Below are 17,980 nucleotides of genomic sequence, written 5' to 3' on the forward strand. Positions count from 1 at the left end.
AAGTGTGGTGCAGTTAATACTTCATTAAAAGGTGCAGCAATCCAATATGACTTAAGAGTATTCCCATGCTGCCAAGAAAAAACAGTTTATTTAAGTGTTAGGACGGGATAAAAGGACCAAGGTGAACAAGTGTAATTACGATGATGTAGGCTAATTGTGAATATCATTTAGGAATGTGCGCTCGCACTACTAATCTAAAGTATCCGGAAATGGAATACATTGCTAATGTAGAGATACATTCATTAGGGAGAGCTTACAATGATCAAAGAAATCACTTTTCCGAGTTCAACAGGGATCTTAGGCAATGAAAAAGGACGATATTATCGTGATTCCTTTTCGGTCAATATTAGCCAACAGCACTTAAATGCCATTGATGTGTATTATGCTATTTTTGCCCATTTACCAAAGCCTGTGATTATTGCAATGAAAATAAGAAATAAGATCATGGGTTGGCTGGGGTTTTCAGCGGGCGCAACGGAAATGTCGTTACCGAAAGAACAAATAGCCACAGGTAAGCAAGCTGGTTTTCTTGTATTTGAGTCGGTATCGGAAGCGGAGGTAGTTGCAGCAGCTTATGATAAAAATATGGATATGTGGTTATCCGTGTTGAAGCTCTCTGAAAAAGAATATGCGGTTTCAACATTGGTGAATTTAAAAACACGATCTGGATGTTTATACATGGCGTTCATTAAACCTTTTCATAAGTTGGTGGCTAAGTTCTGTATTGCTCAAGCATTGCGTGCAAAGCGTATTTAAACAGTTAATAAGGTGTAACATTTTTCTATTAACTCTTGTTTAGAATTTTAAGGTAAATTGCTGCTATCTAATAAGTGATCACTGCGATCTGATAAAGGAAGATCATCGATGGTAGCGCTATTTTTCAAGTGTTTGTTAGGGGCTTTTGCCGTTTTGCTCATTGCGTTACTTTCTAAAAGTAAGAGCTTTTATATCTCTGGTTTAGTGCCTTTATTTCCCACCTTTGCTTTAATTGCCCACTATATTATTGGCACAGAGCGCACCATGGCAGATTTGCGTGTTACTGCATTATTTGGACTGTATTCACTAATCCCTTATGCGGCATATCTCATTGCTGTTTATTACTTTAGTTATAAATATGAATTAGTTTGGACACTATCATTGGCTGCATTAGTTTGGGCTTTCTTTGCTTGTTTGTTACTGATGGGGTGGACGAAGTTTAGCCCTGCATTGAGTTAGGTGAGAGGTCGTGAGTAGGGTGAGATAGGGAATCGTGACATGAACACTCAATCTAAAGCTTATTTACATTAATGCAAAGAATATGGCGTGTTCGGTGATTATTTCACTCGCGAACACGCCATAATATTCATGCGATGATACCTATTTGCTTAGATTAGTGACTTTTCATTTAGTCATTTTTTCGTTTAAAAGGTCGATGAAGAAAGCATATTCCAATGCATCTTCGTGGAGTGCTTTAAAACGACCTGATGCACCGCCGTGACCAGCTTCCATATCGGTTTTAAACAGTAAACGATTGTTGTCTGTCTTCATCTCACGCAGTTTTGCTACCCATTTCATTGGCTCAAAATATTGCACTTGTGAATCATGTAGCCCTGTTGTCACAAGCATGTTTGGGTAGTCGTGCTGACCCACATTATCGTATGGCGAGTAACTTAACATGTACTCGTAATACTCTTTCTGATTAGGGTTACCCCATTCGTCATATTCGTTTGTCGTTAATGGAATAGACTCATCCAGCATGGTCGTTACCACATCAACAAATGGCACTTGCGCTGCAATACCGCAATATAATTCAGGCGCTTGGTTAGCAATAGCGCCCATTAACAAACCGCCTGCAGAGCCACCCACAGCAAAGATTTTATCTTTCGCACCGTAACCTTGTTTGATAAGTGCTTTTGTTACATCAATAAAATCATTGAAGGTGTTTTGCTTGGTGAGTTTCTTTCCATCTTCATACCAAGGGCGACCTAGCATTTCAGAGCCGCGAATATGCGCGATAGCATAGACAAAACCACGATCAAGCAAGCTTAAACGTGATGATGAAAAACTAGGATCAATGGTTGAACCATAAGAACCGTAACCATATTGGTAAAGCGGATTGGTGCCATCTTTTTTAAATAAATCTTTACGGTAAACCAAAGAAACAGGTACCTGTTTACCGTCACGAGCGTTGATCATTAATCGCTCTGATTGATAGTTGCTTGCTTCAAAATCGCCTAGTACTTCAGCCTGTTTTAAAAGGTCGAACTCACTGTTATCAAGGTTGATATCAAAGTGAGATGCTGGCGTTGTCATACTTGAATAGTAAAGGCGGAGCTTATTGGTATTAAGTTCTTTATTGCCATAGAAGAAAGCGGTGAATGCTTCATCATTAAAGTGTAATTCACGCTCTTCATTGGTATCTAATTGACGTACAGTCACATGGGTTAAACCATTTGAACGTTGCTGATATACAAGGTAGTTATCAAATAATTCGTAATCTTCTAGCATCACACCTTCAGCAGGTGCTATTACATCTTGCCATTTTGACTTATCACCGATTTGATCGGTATCAACTTTCATTAAGCGGAAGTTAACAGCCTTATAATTGGTCAACACGTAAAATTGCTGCCCAAGTTTCGAAATACTGTACTCTAAGCCTTCTTCACGCGCTAAGAATGGTTTTGCCGTAGCGTTTGGATCGTTAGCATCGATAATAGAAACAGCACTGGTTTCAGTGCTTGAATGCCAAATATACACCAATTCGTTATCTTTACTTTTACCTATCGAGGTATAAAACGTTTGATCTTTTTCTTCAAAAATCAACACGTCTTCAGTCTGGTTTGTACCTAATTGGTGACGGAATACTTGATACCCCAATAAGGTTTGCGGATCTTTCTTGATGTAATAAAACGCTTTGTTATCGTTCTGCCACGCAATAGATCCACTGGCGCCTGTGATTTCATCAGCAAGGTATTCACCCGTAGTCAGGTTTTTTACTTTGATGGTGTAAATACGACGGCTAACAGTATCTTCACCATAAGCCAGTAAATTTTCATCTTGGCTTACACTTAGGCTTGATACATTGTAATACTCGTGATTTTTAGCCAGTTCGTTAATATCAAGCAATACGGTTTTATTCGTTCCTGCAAAATCGTCTGCTCGAACTGAAACAGGATATTCATTATCACCCGTTACTTCGCTGGAATAGAAGTAATTGCCTTGTTTTACAGGGACTGAATTATCATCTTTTACAATACGGCCTTTAATTTCTTCAAATAGCTGCTGTTGTAATGCTTCTGTATGCGCCATTACAGCATCGGTGTAAGCATTTTCAGCGTTAAGATGCGCAATGATCTCAGGATCACAGCGTTTATCATCACGCATCCAATAGTAATTATCAGTACGTGTATCATTATGGATGGTCATTTCATGTGGTACTTTCTTTGCGACTGGCGCTTTAAATGAAGACGCATGAACCACGTTTGTTGTTTTTGTATTCACAATAATGTCCTTCCAAGTATCTTCTTTTCATTGAGCATAAAAGAAAATTTAAAATAGGATACAACGATTACCATAAGGTGTTGTATTTTTGTTATTTTTTAAGACAGATTTAGGCATGAATAAACGCGATAAGAATGCATTTATAGTTTTATTATGCTCTGCTTACATCCTATATCTTGGGGTATTTCTCTATTTTTCAATCCTTAGAATTAAAATCGAAGAATTAAGATAAAAAGTAATATCGTAGCTGCTATTTTTTCTTATATGAAACAGAGAGAATTGTAATTGAAGATTTTAATTATATAGAAAAAAGCTAACGCATTGGTTTTATTATAAATTTACAAGATAAACCATGTGTTTTTTGATCATATAGTCAGTTGTGGTTCATAAAAACGAAATAACGTGATTTCACTCACGAAATGAGCTTTGCTAGAGACTAATATAAGAAATATAACTAATTGATAGTATGTCTTTTTATGAAGAGCACATGGATTATAGTTTTAGGAATTGTTGTTGGTGCTATCGTAATAGGCGGACAATCTTTTTACCCGTTGCTGACCTCACAAAATATTCTTAACAAACCAAGTGGTGAAGTTAGGTTAGGTGACGTTTACGATGAACAGTTAACGACGACAGTTACGATTTCAGATGCTGATAATAAGACGCCCATCTTGATGATCATGACGGACACAGATCAGATAACAACGGACGTGAAGCAAGAGCTGAATCAAATGGTAAAAGAAGCCAATGAAACGCTACCGGCACATGAAAAATGCGATTAGAAACCGCCTATTTTGATACGAATGTGAACATTGAGCTAACCACAGAAGTGGCCTACCATTCTCAATATCAAAATAAGATGAAGGTAACCATTGACGATACCGTGTTATCTCATCCTGCTGACGAGCAATACCACTTTGCTGAAGCGACAGATATGATAAATACCTCCGCGCAGAAAATGGATACGCTTTTTCATCAACAATATTCATTTATCCATAAAGTATAGTGATAAAAAAGCGCTCACTGAGCGCCTTTGGGTTGTGGTATCTGAGATTAACTAATCACGACTAAGCAATTAGGTAACTCATTTTTATTTTCAGTTAATGGATAAGCATTAGCCAGTAACTTGCTTGATTGCTCTAAGCACTGCAGAAAGCCTTCATAAGTTTTTCCTGCGCGAACATTGGTTGTGAAATCAGCAACAATAGAGCGCCATGCTTCATCACTGATTTGTTCACTAATACCGAAGTCCGTTAAGATTTCAACGTAATGTTCGGCTTCACACACAAAAATCATCACGCCTAAATGCTGCTTGGTGCGATGAATACCATTGGCGAGAAATTGCTCTCTTGCCACTAGGCTAGCACGACGATGTTTCACTGCTTTTGGCACCAGACGATATTTAATCGCAGGGATCCTAAATAACAAGGTAAACGCGATAAAGCCGACTAACTGACATAATAGAACGTCGTTTAACTCTAACCAAAAAGGTAAGAAATTGAGTAGGGCGGGAATAAATAACGCAATAATTGCAGCCCATAATGTCGGTACAAAATAATAGTCGTCGGCTTTAGTCGCCACAACAGTCATTAATTCAGCATCGGTTGTTTTTTCAATTTCACCAATTGCTTGGCTGATTGTTTCTAGTTGTTCATTAGTAAATAACTTCATATTTACCATCCTCCTGATGCGCCGCCGCCACCAAAGCCACCACCGCCGCCACTAAAACCTCCACCACTGCTGCCTCCGCCAAAGCCGCCACCATTTCCGCCAGAGCGAGGGGAATTTCCCGAACCAAAACCACCACTGGTGAATACATCACCATTACGACGGTAATATTGTGAACGATGACTTCTACGTCGGCTAAAGGCTATAATTTGAATCACGATGACAAAGAGTATGAATAGGTAAAGATCATAAGACGGTTTTTCTTCTTGAACCACAGGCTTATATTCACCTTTAATTGCCCCAAGGATCGCTAATACGCCATTTTCAATCCCTTTGGCAAATTGGCCTGATTTAAACTCAGGTTTTATTTCGTGGTTGATGATACTAATGGCTGTCGCATCTGGTAGTGCGCCTTCTAAACCATAACCGACTTCAATCCGGATTTTCTTGTCGTTATAGGCAACAATTAATAGCACACCGTTGTCGTGCTCTTTATTGCCAATCCCCCATTGACGACCGAGTTGATACCCGTAATCGGCAATAGGGATCCCATCTGTTGATGGAATGGTAACAACAACGACTTGGTTTGAAGATTGTTTCTCTTCATTCGCAAGCAGTTGCTCTAGTTGTTTGATTTGCGAAGCATTAAGGATATGCGCATCATCCACCACACGTCCCGTGAGTTTTGGGAAGGTGGGTTGTGCAAAGCAAACTTGGCTAACTAGCAACAAGAGTCCGGCAAAATACAGGACTTTTTTTATCATTAGAATGCTACCTTAGGTGCAACATCAGCATTGGGTGTCGTCGCTGAGAAGTTTGGTTTAATCGTTAAATCGCTATACATGATCCAATGCCAGAAACGACCTGGGAAAGTACGAATTTCTGTATTAAAGGCTTTAACGCTATTAATGTAATCACGACGAGCAACGGCAATACGGTTTTCTGTGCCTTCAAGTTGCGCTTGCAGTGTAATAAATTGCTCATTAGCTTTTAAATCAGGATAACGCTCAGACACAACCATTAAACGAGATAGCGCACTACTTAATTGTCCTTGGGCTGCTTCAAACTTTTTAAATGCTTCAGGGTTATCTATTGTTTCAGGAGTAACCTGCATTGAAGAGACTTTTGCACGTGCTTCTGTAACGGCAGTTAATGTGTCTTTTTCATGGCTAGCATAGCCTTTCACCGTTGCGACAAGGTTCGGGATCAAATCAGCGCGACGTTGGTAATTATTTTCAACTTGTGCCCAGTCTGCATTTACTTGTTCATCGAGCATGGGAATTGTATTAATACCGCAGCCGGTCAGTTGGAGCAGTAAAGCCAAGCTAAATACCCATTTCAGTATTTTTGGAAAATTAAACATTCGTATCCCTTCTGTTATGTATGATTATATTTACGTTGTTTATTGATAATTGAACAATGCAAAATAATGGAGTTTATACATGTTAAGTATAAATAAAATTAAATAATTATCATCAATATGTCATTGTTATTTTTAGTATAAAAAATCAATAAGACGCAATTATTATGGCAAAAATAAAGAGTGTATTAGGTGGTTAGCACATCTAAATGTGTAATAACTATTTTGCTTGTTACTCGCTGGCTTTTTGGTGGCTGTAAGTAAAGAAGGTGTGTTTCTTTGGTAGTCTCGGTTTCTTGCGAATTGAAGTTAAAGAGGAGAGATACAGCAACATTCGTCATGCTGAAGATGTCTTTCGACATTATGAATTAGTAATTCACAATGAATTACTAATTCATCTAACTCGGAATTGCCCCAAAACGTAGAGTAGATGCTCCTCACCAAACGACGATGTTCATATTGACCAACATTTTCTAATGTTAGAAGCTCATGAGTAGCCAGCTTAGTTGAAGATCAATATTGATAGTAATAGCAAGGTTATCTACAAAATCACATACCCAAACGGCAAGATCTATATCGGGAAGAATCTGACAAACAGTATCCATTTATCCTTGGTGCCGGTTTATTGAGTACGTCTTTGAACGTGGCTTTTACACTGGCGAATTATCTACTAATCATCTTTAGTGATATCTAAGCCCAGCAGCCCGAAATAAATGGTACCTCGTAAGCTTTGATAGAGGGTGTCATTATCACTGCTCAGTGCCACTGCCTCTTGAATCACTAAACATCGATCATCATCGATTGAATGCTGACTATCGTTGAGATAGACAATATGCTCTTTACGGATTGTTCTTTTAACTTCAAATGCGGTCAATGCTCTTCATAACTTGAAGTAACTTTTCTCGTCGGTAATCAATTAACATTGTTCTTCGTATGTTAAGTACTATTGTATGTTTTTCATCCGAAATAATTATAACCTTAACCATGCTGTTCAATAATTAACCACCCCATAATGAACTTTGCAAGAGCAGAACACTCACGAATAATATAACGTAATGATATTTAGTGCTTTCTGAACACAAAGTAAGCTAATTTCATGACGTGAATCAAACCGCGTTATTAAAGTCGCTGCAATTGTTGTTATAGTCTTGAAGTTACATTTTGTTGCCTATAGTTTCTCTAAGATTTAATTTATTTACAGTAAATTAAATTTCAATTACATTTTTTAACAATACTGAAGATTGAATATGCAAAACAAATCAAACCAAATGAACAAAAATTATGAATAATGATGACCCGAAGGAATTCATAGGTGCTGCCTTTATTTGTAAATCAGGCATTAGAGCTAAGGCTTGCGCTGAGCACATAAACTTGAAAACAGGAACTCACGAATGTTCTTTTATAAAATGAAGAAAAATGTGTATGCCTTTTTTTTGAGTAATATGATGCTTAGGATATCAGTCGATGCGATAATATTCTCATTTCTGTGGTTTTACTTATCTGATGATACTATATTAAGTGGTATTACATACATGGCATTTAGGACTTTTGAGATATATTTAATGCCATTTAGTTCATATTTACCCGATAAATTTGGAAGAAAAACGGTATATAACTATTGTTACATTTCCGCTTTTATTTGTTGCTTACTTGCGTTAACTGCCTTGATTGTTCTTGAATCAACTTTGCAAATGATTGTATCAGTAGTTACATGTTTATTGTTAGGTGGTGTAGTGAGTATACTCCCAACAAACACAACATCTTTACTGCATGACAGGTATGGTAGTAGGTCTAAAGTTGCATTCAGGGTTGGATCTATTTTTGCGTCTTATAAAATATTTCTATCTCCGATAATAGGAATGCTAACTACTATATCTTTTGGTAGCTTAAATACGGTCATAATAAGTACTGTTCTTCTAAGTATTGCTTTTTTTATAAAAGAGTATGCATTAATAAATATACCTAATGTAAAATCACTTGACAGGGTAAAGTTTAGCGATACTTTTACGAGTTTGTTCAACTCATTATCAATAAAATACGAAAAGGTCTTTATTCCCACCTTAGCTGTGATTAATTTACTTATGACTCCATTTTTCATGGTTTCATTACCACACAATGCTGCAAATGGAATTTATCCAATTCCTGAGTTTGTTGTTTTGTTAGATATGCTTTTCGGATTAGGGATATTTATTGCTAACAAATTTATTTCAAACAAAATTCCTGATAAGCAAGCAATTCTTATTGGGTTATTTTTATTAGCTCTTATGCTGTCGTTTGGTTCTGGAGATAACGTTTATATGGCACCTGCAATGTTGTTTTTAGGGGGGCTTGGGCTACCATTAATTGTTATAAACATAACTACTATTCGTGTAAATAACATACCGAAAGACAAAAAGTCCATGTATCTATCATCATTGACTTTTTGGAGCCTATTTTTAAATCCAATTTCAATTCTAATTATATCTTATATGTATAAGTACGATTTAACTAATAACGTTCAAAACGTTTATTTCTGTATTTCATTTTCGATTCTTGCTTATTTTTTTTACAATGCTTTTACATTTTCCACTGATGTTATAAATCAAGTTAAAGGACAAGAGAATGAAAAAAATAATTGATATCCTTTTAAACAGAAATACTGATAGTCACGGCCTACCATCTAACCCTTGTATAATAAAAGGTGGTGGTAGTGAGTTTAAAAATATAATATCTGTAAATGATATAGATGACTTTATTTCAGTTGATGGAGCAAGGCTACCGTATATAGCAATATCTAACACAAAGAAAAAATATAGTCAGCTGACTGATGTGCCTTTTCAACAAAGAGAACTTGGATATTTTGACTCCTCTATTATTTTACAGGAGTTTTTAAATGGTAGCTCTATAATCATGAAGCACATTGACCGTAGGTTTCCAGCTGTTGCGGCACTTAAAAACAAAGTTATCGAGGAATTGTTTCCTTACACCGTCCAAGCCAATGCGTATTTAGCACCGAGTGACACCCAAGGTGTTCAAATACATGCAGACCCACATGCAACCCTTTTAATACAGTGTTCGGGAAAGAAGAGATGGCTTGTTTGGGGGAGGGCTTTTGACGACACTCAAGAGTCTCTATTAGAATCTTTAGATTTAGACAAGAGAGTTAATGAGATAGCTAAAGGTCAACCTATTATTGATGAATTTGTTCATGAAGGTGATATTCTTTATATTCCTAAAGGTTATGTCCATACCCCATTTACTTCTGATACACACTCATTGCACTTAACTCTAGGTATTCAGACCAACTCCGAGAGTTCTTTGGCTTATACAGGAAAAAGTATACCAAATGACAATAATGTTAGCTATTCGTGCAAAGACTATATGCTCGCGCCATATTTTTTGCCTGAATGATTCACAAGCTAACAAGATACATTTAAATTATGTTGCGCCTTGTTCATAAACTTGGCTTTAATATCACGGAATAATATTCCTTCTAGCGTCACCTATAGACATTTTTAAAAAGCCAATCAAGACAGGAGTGGTAACTCTAATGCTGTTCACTTAAGGTGAGCGGCATTGTTTTTGCTAGAGTAGCGGCTTGGTTTCTTCTTCGCTACTATTTCTCGTCTATGTGTGGCGAACCGAGAACATTGAAGTAATCGCCATACAACCAAATCAGTTCACTTGCTTAAGAGTCGAATAAAACAATAACTAAAAAGTGAGGATAATAATATTGAATACTATAGATACGCGCAGAGAACCAGAACCTAACAAAACTTGTGAAAATAAAGGCAAGAAGGAATATAGCTCCGACAGTTTATTACTATCTTGCTTATAATTAATGGATTTTGGACTTTAACAATTGAAGAGTTTACACTTCAAAATAAAACGCTACTTTACTCCGTAAATATCGGTTTGGGTATGATACTTGTTGGGCTGTTGCTTTCTCGCTTGGTGTCATTTAATCGTGCTGCTTTGAACACGATAAAGCTAGATGAGAGTGACAAAGATAGCTTAGCTGCCAAACGTAGAAAATCAGGTTGGTCTGGCGAATATCGCTCAAAAATGATCTTTGGTTGATATTTAGCCAAAGTTGAATCCCGCCCTGTGGTAGGTATAACTACATGGACAAAGCGTTTAGCACGCTGTTTTTTACCGCGGGTATTGGGGCACTTCAGTTTCCAAAGCTACTGATGAAATCGCTACGATCTCACTTCTTTCTTACCTAATACTAGCTTTTAGTTTGGCTAAGAGTCGACATATTGAAAGACTGGAACGCTATAAAGGACGTATATATATGTCTTTATTGTATGGTTAAAAACTCCTGTGTTTCTGACTATCGCAGTGTTTTTAGTGTTAATTGCTACAGGCATGTTAACCCCAAACACGCTTGATGGTTTTTCATTAAAAGATCTGTTGGGCTTTTAGCACACACATAACAAGTAAGGATTAAGTGTTGCGTAGCCAACGTTAAATCCCAAGTGTTGAACAAGCCCGAGCCTCTGTATAAGTAAATTGTGCGATATGCTCTAGAGGGGTGGCAGCCTTGATGCTTTTCTCAAGGCGAGTTCGGTGTTCGTAAGGCAGAGGGGGCGCTACATCATCTGGTGTGTCATGCATGCCATTTTTGCTATTTGCCATACCTATAGTTATTCATGACATTGCTAATGTAAGTTTTCGCGAAACTCATTTCTGTCCACAAACGAGCTAGCTTTCATAGCTAGCTCATTGTGATCACCGAACGACTCTGTCGCATCTTAACTACCCAACAGAAACGTAGCGATAAAACCCATTGTTATGATTAATAGTTAAGGCATCAAGCAACCCAATCGGGGGAACAATTGGGTTGCTTGATATTAGGCGTTTAACACCTTCTGATTGCTTGAGTGCCAATCAAAATAGGAGTTGTTAGAACCATAGTTTCTTGCTGAGCCTTTTACAATTTTGAACGCATTATCTGAAGACTCAGAAAACGTAAATGGCTTGGTTGATTCACTATACCAATGTTTATCACCTTGTTGAAAAGTAAGGCGAAAGTTCACAATTTGTAATGCATCGTTAATTTGATAAAAGCCCTGATCTTCAGTGGTGACTGAGGTCTGTATTTTGCTTGCTTTAACGTTATAAACAAAATCTGTGGTATGAATCTCGTAATGGTTACCTGTTCGCATAATGTTGAGTTTTCCATTTATTGCGATTTCAGCAGTATTGATATCAATCGGGCAATGAAAGTTTTTTCTTGTTGGTGTTTTATTAATACACTTTTTTGCCTGCTCTAGAATGGTTTGGTTTATATCAAGTTCTAAATTTGATTGCTGTGTTTTTTCTTGCTTAGAAAAATGCGCAATATTAGCCGTCGGTTGTTCGGTTTTATTGTAATAAAAGCAGCAAATCGTAATTAGTGCTACTGCGCCTATAAGTCCATATTTCTTCATAATTATGTAATTGACTGTTGTTTTATTGCAGACGATAAACGAGGTGTCGAGGGCTGTAAATAGACTTGAACAAGGGCAAAGCGAGTATCACAAAGAAATGACAAACGTGAATCGAATATGAAGACGAAGATAGTCATTGTTAAGTTTTTGGCGAGGGGAAGAGAAACTAAGGCGGCGTAATTAACACGGAGATTAATATCCTTATACTGATAAAAAAACAATATACAGTAACCGATAATAGAATTAGCGTTCTGTGAATAACTTGTGGTATTCAATGTTTTAATAATAGTGGTTTTTTGGTTATTTATTTCTTATGGTATGTGAGTATTTTACAAATTAAGTACGGCTTTTAAATAATTACCTTTAACAAGCTACGCTTAAATTTGAGGGTTATATTTATTTGAGTGTGGGGTGAATATGGGGCTGTGGTTATACCTACAACGGATCACGGTAAAATATTTCTCTCAACTAACTGGGCGAAATATTGCAGTTATCACGGGTTTATACATCGCAATAAGTTGGTTGCTACTATTCCTTATGGGTGAAAAACAATTAAGTCGTTCTTTCTCCACTTTCTTTTATTACTTAGTCGTAACCGCTTCTACTGTGGGCTACGGCGATCATTCTCCTGAAACCGCACTCGGTAAATGGGTGGCTGCGCTATTTATTATTCCGGGTGGTTTAGGGCTATTTGCGATTGTTGTTGGCCGGATAGCAACCTTGTTCGTGAGTGTTTGGCGACGTGGCATGTTAGGAAAAAGGAGTCTTGAAATGGAGCAGCATATTTTACTGTTGGGGTGGAATGAAAATCGAACGCTTAGCATGTTACGAATGTTACTACATGAAGAAGCAGGGCGTCGGACGATTGTGTTATGTACGCGTTCTGAAATCGAAAACCCTATGCCTGATAAGATAGAATTTGTCCGTGTCACTAGCTATACCAATGCCGAGGAAATGGCGCGTGCCAGTATAGATAAAGCCAGTTGTATTATTGTTGATGCGCTACATGATGACGTAACCTTAACTGCAGCATTATTTGCCGCAGGTCGTAATCCAAGTGCACATTTACTGGCTTATTTTGATGACGAGGGGCTGAGCGATTTATTAAAGCTTCATTGTCCTAATGCGGAATGTATTCCTTCGGTTGCGATTGAAATGATTGCTAAATCAGCGGTTGATCCGGGGTCGAGTGTGCTTCATCAAGAGCTATTAAGTACGGATAAAGGGATGACTCAATATGCGATTGATTACCCTTCAACACAACAACCAGCGACCTTTGCGTTATTGTTTGAGCATTTTAAATATCAGCACGATGCTATCCTTATTGCCTATGACGATGGTAAGGGGATTCAAGTCAATCCACCATTAAACCAATCTATTACTCCTGCTACTCGTCTATTTTATATTGCGGATGAACGTGTTGATGATATGACGTGGCCAGAGCCAGCATCTTGATGACTCATTGTTGTGCAACGACGCATTATGTTGGTGCTGTGGGTGATTACGGTAGAAATTAAAAAGTAAAGGGGTGGCAATTAACTCACTGTTATCTAATAGTAATTTCTTGTTTTTTTAGGTTGGCATACTCACTGCATTAATCTTATTGCACATTCACTATTTCGTTAAGCATTGGCGCTTATCTCTTCTCGGGATAAGCGTTTTTTTTATTTCAGTGGCAGTGCGATATTGTTAAGGGGAAGGGATGATTAGCCAAGGAATTAAATCAGCATGTCCATATTGCGGTGTTGGCTGTGGCGTTGTAACAAAGCAGTCTGAGATTATTGGTGATGTATCTCACCCAACAAATCGTGGTGCACTTTGTGTAAAAGGTTCGTCACTCGTAGCCAGTATGAGCCAACCTAATCGCTTGTTATATCCTCAAATTAAAGGAAAGGTTGTCGAGTGGGATCAGGCAACCAGTCAAATAGCTGAAACCATTAGCCGTGTGATAGCAGAATCCGGTCCTGAAGCCATTGGTATGTACTTATCTGGTCAGTTATTGACGGAAGATTATTATGTTGCCAACAAATTAATGAAAGGCTTTATTGGTAGTAGCCATGTCGATACAAACTCTCGGTTATGTATGGCTTCTGCTGTTGCTGCACATAACCGAGCATTCGGTGAAGATATTGTTGCTACCAATTATAGCGATTTAGACAACACCGACTTAATTGTGCTGGTGGGTTCTAATTTAGCGTGGACTCACCCCATTGTTTTTAAACGTATCCAACAAGCAAAAAAACAAAATCCATTATTAAAAATAGTGGTGATAGATCCACGTAAAACGGTAACAGCAGAGCAGGCGGATTTACATTTAGCGTTGGCCAATGATACTGATATTGATATTTACAATGGATTAATTCGTTACCTTATAGAAAACAACGCTATTGATCGTGATTTTATTGCTCAGGTAACTGAAGGTTTTGATGCATTACAGCAAGAGGTAATGAAAGATAAATATTCATTGCTTGAAGTAAGTAAAAGTAGTGGCATTGCGATTGAGCAACTAGCAACATTTTACCAATGGATGAAGGAAGCGCCGCGTGCTGTAACTGTATTTTGCCAAGGGGTGAATCAAGCAAGTTGTGGCACAGATAAAGCCAATAGTATTATTAATAGTCATTTAGTTAGTGGAAAAATGGCCAAACAAGGTTGTGGTCCTTTTTCTATAACAGGCCAGCCTAATGCGATGGGAGGAAGAGAAGTTGGCGGGCTTGCTAATCAACTCGCCGTTCATCGTGGCTTTGATGATATTTCAATTTCGCAAGTTAAAGCGTTTTGGCAAGCGCCTAATATCGCAACAACGGCAGGGCATAAAGCGGTCGATTTATTTAAAAGCGTAGAAAACGGTGATATCCGCGTGTTGTGGATCATGGCAACTAACCCCGTGATATCAATGCCAGATAACGAGCAAGTACGCCGAGCATTAGAAAAGTGTGAATATGTGATTGTCTCTGATATTACACCTGAATCAGATACAGCAGCGTATGCAGATTGCTTATTACCAGCAGCGGCATGGGGTGAAAAATCAGGCATGGTAACAAACTCAGAGCGTATGATGAGTCGACAGCGGGCATTTACCGCAATGCCAGGTGAGGTTAAAGCCGATTGGCAAATGATTTGTGATGTGGCGAAGCAGTTAGGTTTTAGTAAAGCGTTTGATTATCAATCAGAAGCTGATATTTTTCGTGAACATGCCGCCTTGAGTGGTATTAACAATAGCACTGACTTGTTATTTGATATTTCATGTTTAGCATTGATTAGCGATGATGATTATCAAACGTGGCAGCCGCAGCAATGGCCTCTCAATGCGACCAGTAATGGCGTATTTGAACAACACAATGACCTTCCTTTATTTTCGACTCCAACCAGAAAAGCCCAATTAGTCGTCACGCCTTCAGCAAGTGAAAACCCGTCGTCAAATGTGATGTTAGCGCAAGATGCCTCTCAATCGATCTTCTGGCTTAACACTGGTCGACAACGTGATCAATGGCATACCATGACACGAACTGGGCATGTTCCAGTATTGGCACAGTCTGAAGTCGAGCCGAGTCTTTATATTCATCCAACCAGTGCTAAACATGTTGGGTTAGTGGATGGTGACTTCGTTTGTATTGAATCGCTTGAGAGCTATCAAGATTTGAATAAACACCTTGCTCGGGTTGTTTTTGATTCGACACTTAGCCAGCAGCAAGTGTTTATGTCTATGCACTGGGCTGGGAAATACGGTGCAAAATCGGCTATCAATCAAAGTGTGATTGTGGCTTGTGATCCTATATCCGGTCAGCCTAGTTTTAAGTCCGCACAAGTAAAACTAACACCGATCTCAATGGAATTTCATGGCGTGTCATTAGGGGATATTCCGGCACAATTGGACTATGAATATGCCAGTTTCCAAACGTATCAGAATGAACATTATCAGCAGAAAGGGATCTGGCGATATGCAGGTAAGACTTGCTTAGACAAAACGGCGCTATTGCGATCTTTAGCTGGATCTAAACAGCAGTATTTATTAGTAGAACAAAAGTGGGGATTTGCCTTAGTGCAGTTAGCCAAGGTAATTAACCCTGATATTAAATTGAATACTACGGCGATCCATCTTTTTAGTGATCAGCCAATTAATGTTGATATGACGACACTGATTAACTGTGTTAATCAACCCTTTGTGATGACGGATGTGCTAGAAGCCTTAGGTTGTCAGCATAGTAAGCAAACGCTTGTCTGTAGTTGTTTCCAAATTACGGATCTGATGATTGAACAAGCCATTGTTACCAATAACATCACATCATTATCCGATCTTACTAAGCAATTAAAATGCGGTACTAATTGTGGTACTTGCCTACCTCAAGTTGAACGACATTTTTCAGAAAGTCAGCAACTTATTCCAACTGTTCAATTATAAATGAAGGATGAAATCATGGATGATTTTTCAACAATCAAACGAACCGCTAAACAAGTCTTAAAAAGTCGATTTCAGTCTCATGATGATCAGGGGTACAAAAAGGTACTGAGGCCACTTTCATCTGCAAGTCGTAAGCATGATAGCGGGTTTGTAAGTTTAGTGGGAGCTGGCCCGAGCGACCCTGATTTATTAACGATAAAAGCATTGCGCGCACTTGAGCATGCCGATGTTGTCGTTTATGACCGTTTAGTCAGCCAAGATATTATTGCGTTAGCCAACCCTGAAGCTATTCATATTTATGTAGGTAAGCGTTGTGGTAAACCGAGTTTATCGCAAGAGGAAATTAATCAGATATTGATATCAGAAGCACATAAAGGGCAGTACGTGGTGAGAATTAAAGGGGGCGATCCTTTGATCTTTGGGCGAGGGGGAGAGGAAGCGTTAGCCTTGGTGGATGCAAATATTAATTATGAGTTCATTCCAGGTATTACTGCCGCGATTGGTTGCGCGGCTTCTGCTGGTATTCCTCTTACTCATCGTGAAGTTTCGCGTTCCGTTACCTTAGTCACAGGACATGTAGCAACAGGGGCTTTTAATGCGTGGTCGCAACTTGTCGCGAATGGGCAAACCTTAGTGTTTTATATGGGACTAGAGAAGGCACAACAGATACAAAACCAATTGATTGAGGCCAAGTTAAATGAAGAGACGCCTGTTGCCGTGATCTGTCATGGTTGCTCTGTTAATCAAGCTGTCTATATTGAACAACTTAAAGGACTCGCGTCATTAGCAGAGGATCTTAAAGGCGAATCCCCCGCCTTGATCATCATCGGTGATGTGGTAGCACTACGTGAGCAATTACAGCGCACAGCAAGGCAATTAACTGAGCAAGTGTGTTTGCTTTAAGGGGCTGATTTTAATAAATAGGTTTATTTATAGTTTTGTTTTTAGAGTTGGCAGTCTAATTGCAGTGTACGTAATAGGAAAATAACCACTTGTATAGAAAGATGTTGTTATCAAGGAAAGATTATGCCAGTTATCCCTATTATTATTTGCAGCGACAGCCAAGAAGAACAAAGCAAAATAGCGCAGCGTGTTGCCATTGATCTCCGCGTTGTTATCGAGGTTAAGTTTAATCAATTAGCTGGGATGTTATCGCAATATCCTGACGCTACTATTGTGACTTCATGGCTACAGCCTTGTGCTGAATTAAAAGAGATCATTAAACTCACTTCTTTAAATAGTACGCCGCTTATTGTTTTTATTCGTAAATTTAATATTAATACTTTCAATATATTACCAGATCCTGAAGGGTATTTATTACTGCCATCAACGGTTGACTGCGAGTTTGAAACGTGGATTGGGCGAGCAAAACAAGTGCGTGATAAGCAAATAAAACTGACGCAGGAAATTGCAGATTTAGAGCAAAAAATCATGGATAAAAAATGGATCGATAAAGCGAAAGGCTTACTCCAAAAGCACCATGGTCTTAATGAAAATCAAGCTCATGACGCACTACGAAAAGCGGCGATGGATAATGGTTTGCCGATGGTGAAAATAGCGAGAAACTTAATCTCAACATTACAGAAAACCGAACAATATTAGCTTTATTTACTTTGTTATCTGTTACTTATCTGGTGCGACCTGCACCATATTAAG

17 protein-coding genes and 1 pseudogene are annotated in these 17,980 nt (G+C 38.4%); 11 read left to right on the top strand and 7 right to left on the bottom strand.

Features of this window, described 5'->3' with window-relative positions:
• Window positions 1-258: 258 nt before the first annotated feature.
• The gene (locus C9J40_RS13830; RefSeq protein ID WP_107247240.1) at window positions 259-756 is read left to right on the top strand and encodes a DUF2867 domain-containing protein; all 498 of its coding nucleotides are present in this window, start codon (window positions 259-261) and stop codon (window positions 754-756) included.
• Between the two features lie 108 nt (window positions 757-864).
• Complete coding sequence (locus C9J40_RS13835) at window positions 865-1,215, top strand: GlpM family protein (RefSeq protein ID WP_107206825.1); 351 nt, start codon at window positions 865-867, stop codon at window positions 1,213-1,215.
• Between the two features lie 165 nt (window positions 1,216-1,380).
• On the opposite strand, the gene C9J40_RS13840 is transcribed toward C9J40_RS13835, so the two are convergent.
• Complete coding sequence (locus C9J40_RS13840; RefSeq protein ID WP_107247241.1) at window positions 1,381-3,480, bottom strand: S9 family peptidase; 2,100 nt, start codon at window positions 3,478-3,480, stop codon at window positions 1,381-1,383.
• 476 nt (window positions 3,481-3,956) lie between these two features.
• Here C9J40_RS13840 and C9J40_RS22260 point away from each other — a divergent pair, with 476 nt between their 5' ends.
• Window positions 3,957-4,262: a hypothetical protein gene (locus C9J40_RS22260; RefSeq protein ID WP_233220325.1), complete on the top strand. Its 306-nt coding sequence runs from the start codon at window positions 3,957-3,959 to the stop codon at window positions 4,260-4,262.
• Entirely contained in the window at window positions 4,253-4,486 is a 234-nt protein-coding gene (locus C9J40_RS22265; RefSeq protein WP_233220326.1) for a hypothetical protein, read from the top strand. Before C9J40_RS22260 ends, C9J40_RS22265 begins: the two co-directional genes overlap by 10 nt.
• A 47-nt stretch (window positions 4,487-4,533) precedes the next feature.
• Here C9J40_RS22265 and C9J40_RS13850 read toward each other — a convergent pair whose 3' ends face one another.
• The 5 genes from C9J40_RS13850 to C9J40_RS13865 all read right to left on the bottom strand — a co-directional run bounded on the left by C9J40_RS13850 (window position 4,534) and on the right by C9J40_RS13865 (window position 7,382).
• Window positions 4,534-5,151 (bottom strand): TPM domain-containing protein, encoded by a 618-nt coding sequence (locus C9J40_RS13850; RefSeq protein WP_107247242.1) that lies wholly within the window; start codon window positions 5,149-5,151, stop codon window positions 4,534-4,536.
• A gap of 2 nt (window positions 5,152-5,153) precedes the next feature.
• Window positions 5,154-5,912: a YgcG family protein gene (locus C9J40_RS13855; RefSeq protein ID WP_107247243.1), complete on the bottom strand. Its 759-nt coding sequence runs from the start codon at window positions 5,910-5,912 to the stop codon at window positions 5,154-5,156.
• On the bottom strand, window positions 5,912-6,511 hold the full coding sequence (locus C9J40_RS13860; protein WP_107247244.1) for a LemA family protein: 600 nt from the start codon (window positions 6,509-6,511) through the stop codon (window positions 5,912-5,914). The genes C9J40_RS13855 and C9J40_RS13860 overlap by 1 nt, the downstream gene beginning before the upstream one ends.
• A 476-nt stretch (window positions 6,512-6,987) precedes the next feature.
• A complete protein-coding gene (locus C9J40_RS22345) occupies window positions 6,988-7,113 on the bottom strand; it encodes a hypothetical protein (protein ID WP_255418314.1) in 126 nt (41 codons plus the stop codon).
• A 65-nt stretch (window positions 7,114-7,178) separates the two neighbouring features.
• The gene (locus tag C9J40_RS13865) at window positions 7,179-7,382 is read right to left on the bottom strand and encodes a hypothetical protein (protein ID WP_107206832.1); all 204 of its coding nucleotides are present in this window, start codon (window positions 7,380-7,382) and stop codon (window positions 7,179-7,181) included.
• A 517-nt stretch (window positions 7,383-7,899) separates the two neighbouring features.
• Here C9J40_RS13865 and C9J40_RS13870 point away from each other — a divergent pair.
• The 3 genes and pseudogenes from C9J40_RS13870 to C9J40_RS13880 form a co-directional block, all read left to right on the top strand.
• Window positions 7,900-9,126, top strand: a complete 1,227-nt coding sequence (locus tag C9J40_RS13870) for an MFS transporter (protein ID WP_107247245.1) — start codon at window positions 7,900-7,902, stop codon at window positions 9,124-9,126.
• Entirely contained in the window at window positions 9,110-9,898 is a 789-nt protein-coding gene (locus C9J40_RS13875) for a JmjC domain-containing protein (protein ID WP_107247246.1), read from the top strand. Before C9J40_RS13870 ends, C9J40_RS13875 begins: the two co-directional genes overlap by 17 nt.
• A 546-nt stretch (window positions 9,899-10,444) precedes the next feature.
• Window positions 10,445-10,567: pseudogene (locus tag C9J40_RS13880) on the top strand (ISAs1 family transposase); the annotation flags it as partial.
• A 776-nt stretch (window positions 10,568-11,343) separates the two neighbouring features.
• On the opposite strand, the gene C9J40_RS13885 reads toward C9J40_RS13880, so the two are convergent.
• The gene (locus C9J40_RS13885) at window positions 11,344-11,922 is read right to left on the bottom strand and encodes a hypothetical protein (RefSeq protein ID WP_107247247.1); all 579 of its coding nucleotides are present in this window, start codon (window positions 11,920-11,922) and stop codon (window positions 11,344-11,346) included.
• Window positions 11,923-12,339: 417 nt separating this feature from the next.
• Between C9J40_RS13885 and C9J40_RS13890 the strand changes: the two genes are divergently transcribed.
• From C9J40_RS13890 to C9J40_RS13905, 4 genes are all read left to right on the top strand, one after another.
• On the top strand, window positions 12,340-13,377 hold the full coding sequence (locus C9J40_RS13890) for a potassium channel family protein (RefSeq protein ID WP_107247248.1): 1,038 nt from the start codon (window positions 12,340-12,342) through the stop codon (window positions 13,375-13,377).
• Window positions 13,378-13,624: 247 nt separating this feature from the next.
• Complete coding sequence (locus C9J40_RS13895) at window positions 13,625-16,324, top strand: nitrate reductase (protein WP_107247249.1); 2,700 nt, start codon at window positions 13,625-13,627, stop codon at window positions 16,322-16,324.
• A 15-nt stretch (window positions 16,325-16,339) separates the two neighbouring features.
• A complete protein-coding gene (gene cobA / locus C9J40_RS13900) occupies window positions 16,340-17,227 on the top strand; it encodes a uroporphyrinogen-III C-methyltransferase (RefSeq protein ID WP_107247250.1) in 888 nt (295 codons plus the stop codon).
• A gap of 123 nt (window positions 17,228-17,350) precedes the next feature.
• Window positions 17,351-17,926 (top strand): ANTAR domain-containing response regulator, encoded by a 576-nt coding sequence (locus tag C9J40_RS13905; RefSeq protein ID WP_107247251.1) that lies wholly within the window; start codon window positions 17,351-17,353, stop codon window positions 17,924-17,926.
• Window positions 17,927-17,980 lie beyond the last annotated feature (54 nt).

The sequence above is a fragment of the Photobacterium sp. GB-72 genome, from assembly GCF_003026095.1.
Taxonomy (GTDB): Bacteria; Pseudomonadota; Gammaproteobacteria; order Enterobacterales; family Vibrionaceae; genus Photobacterium.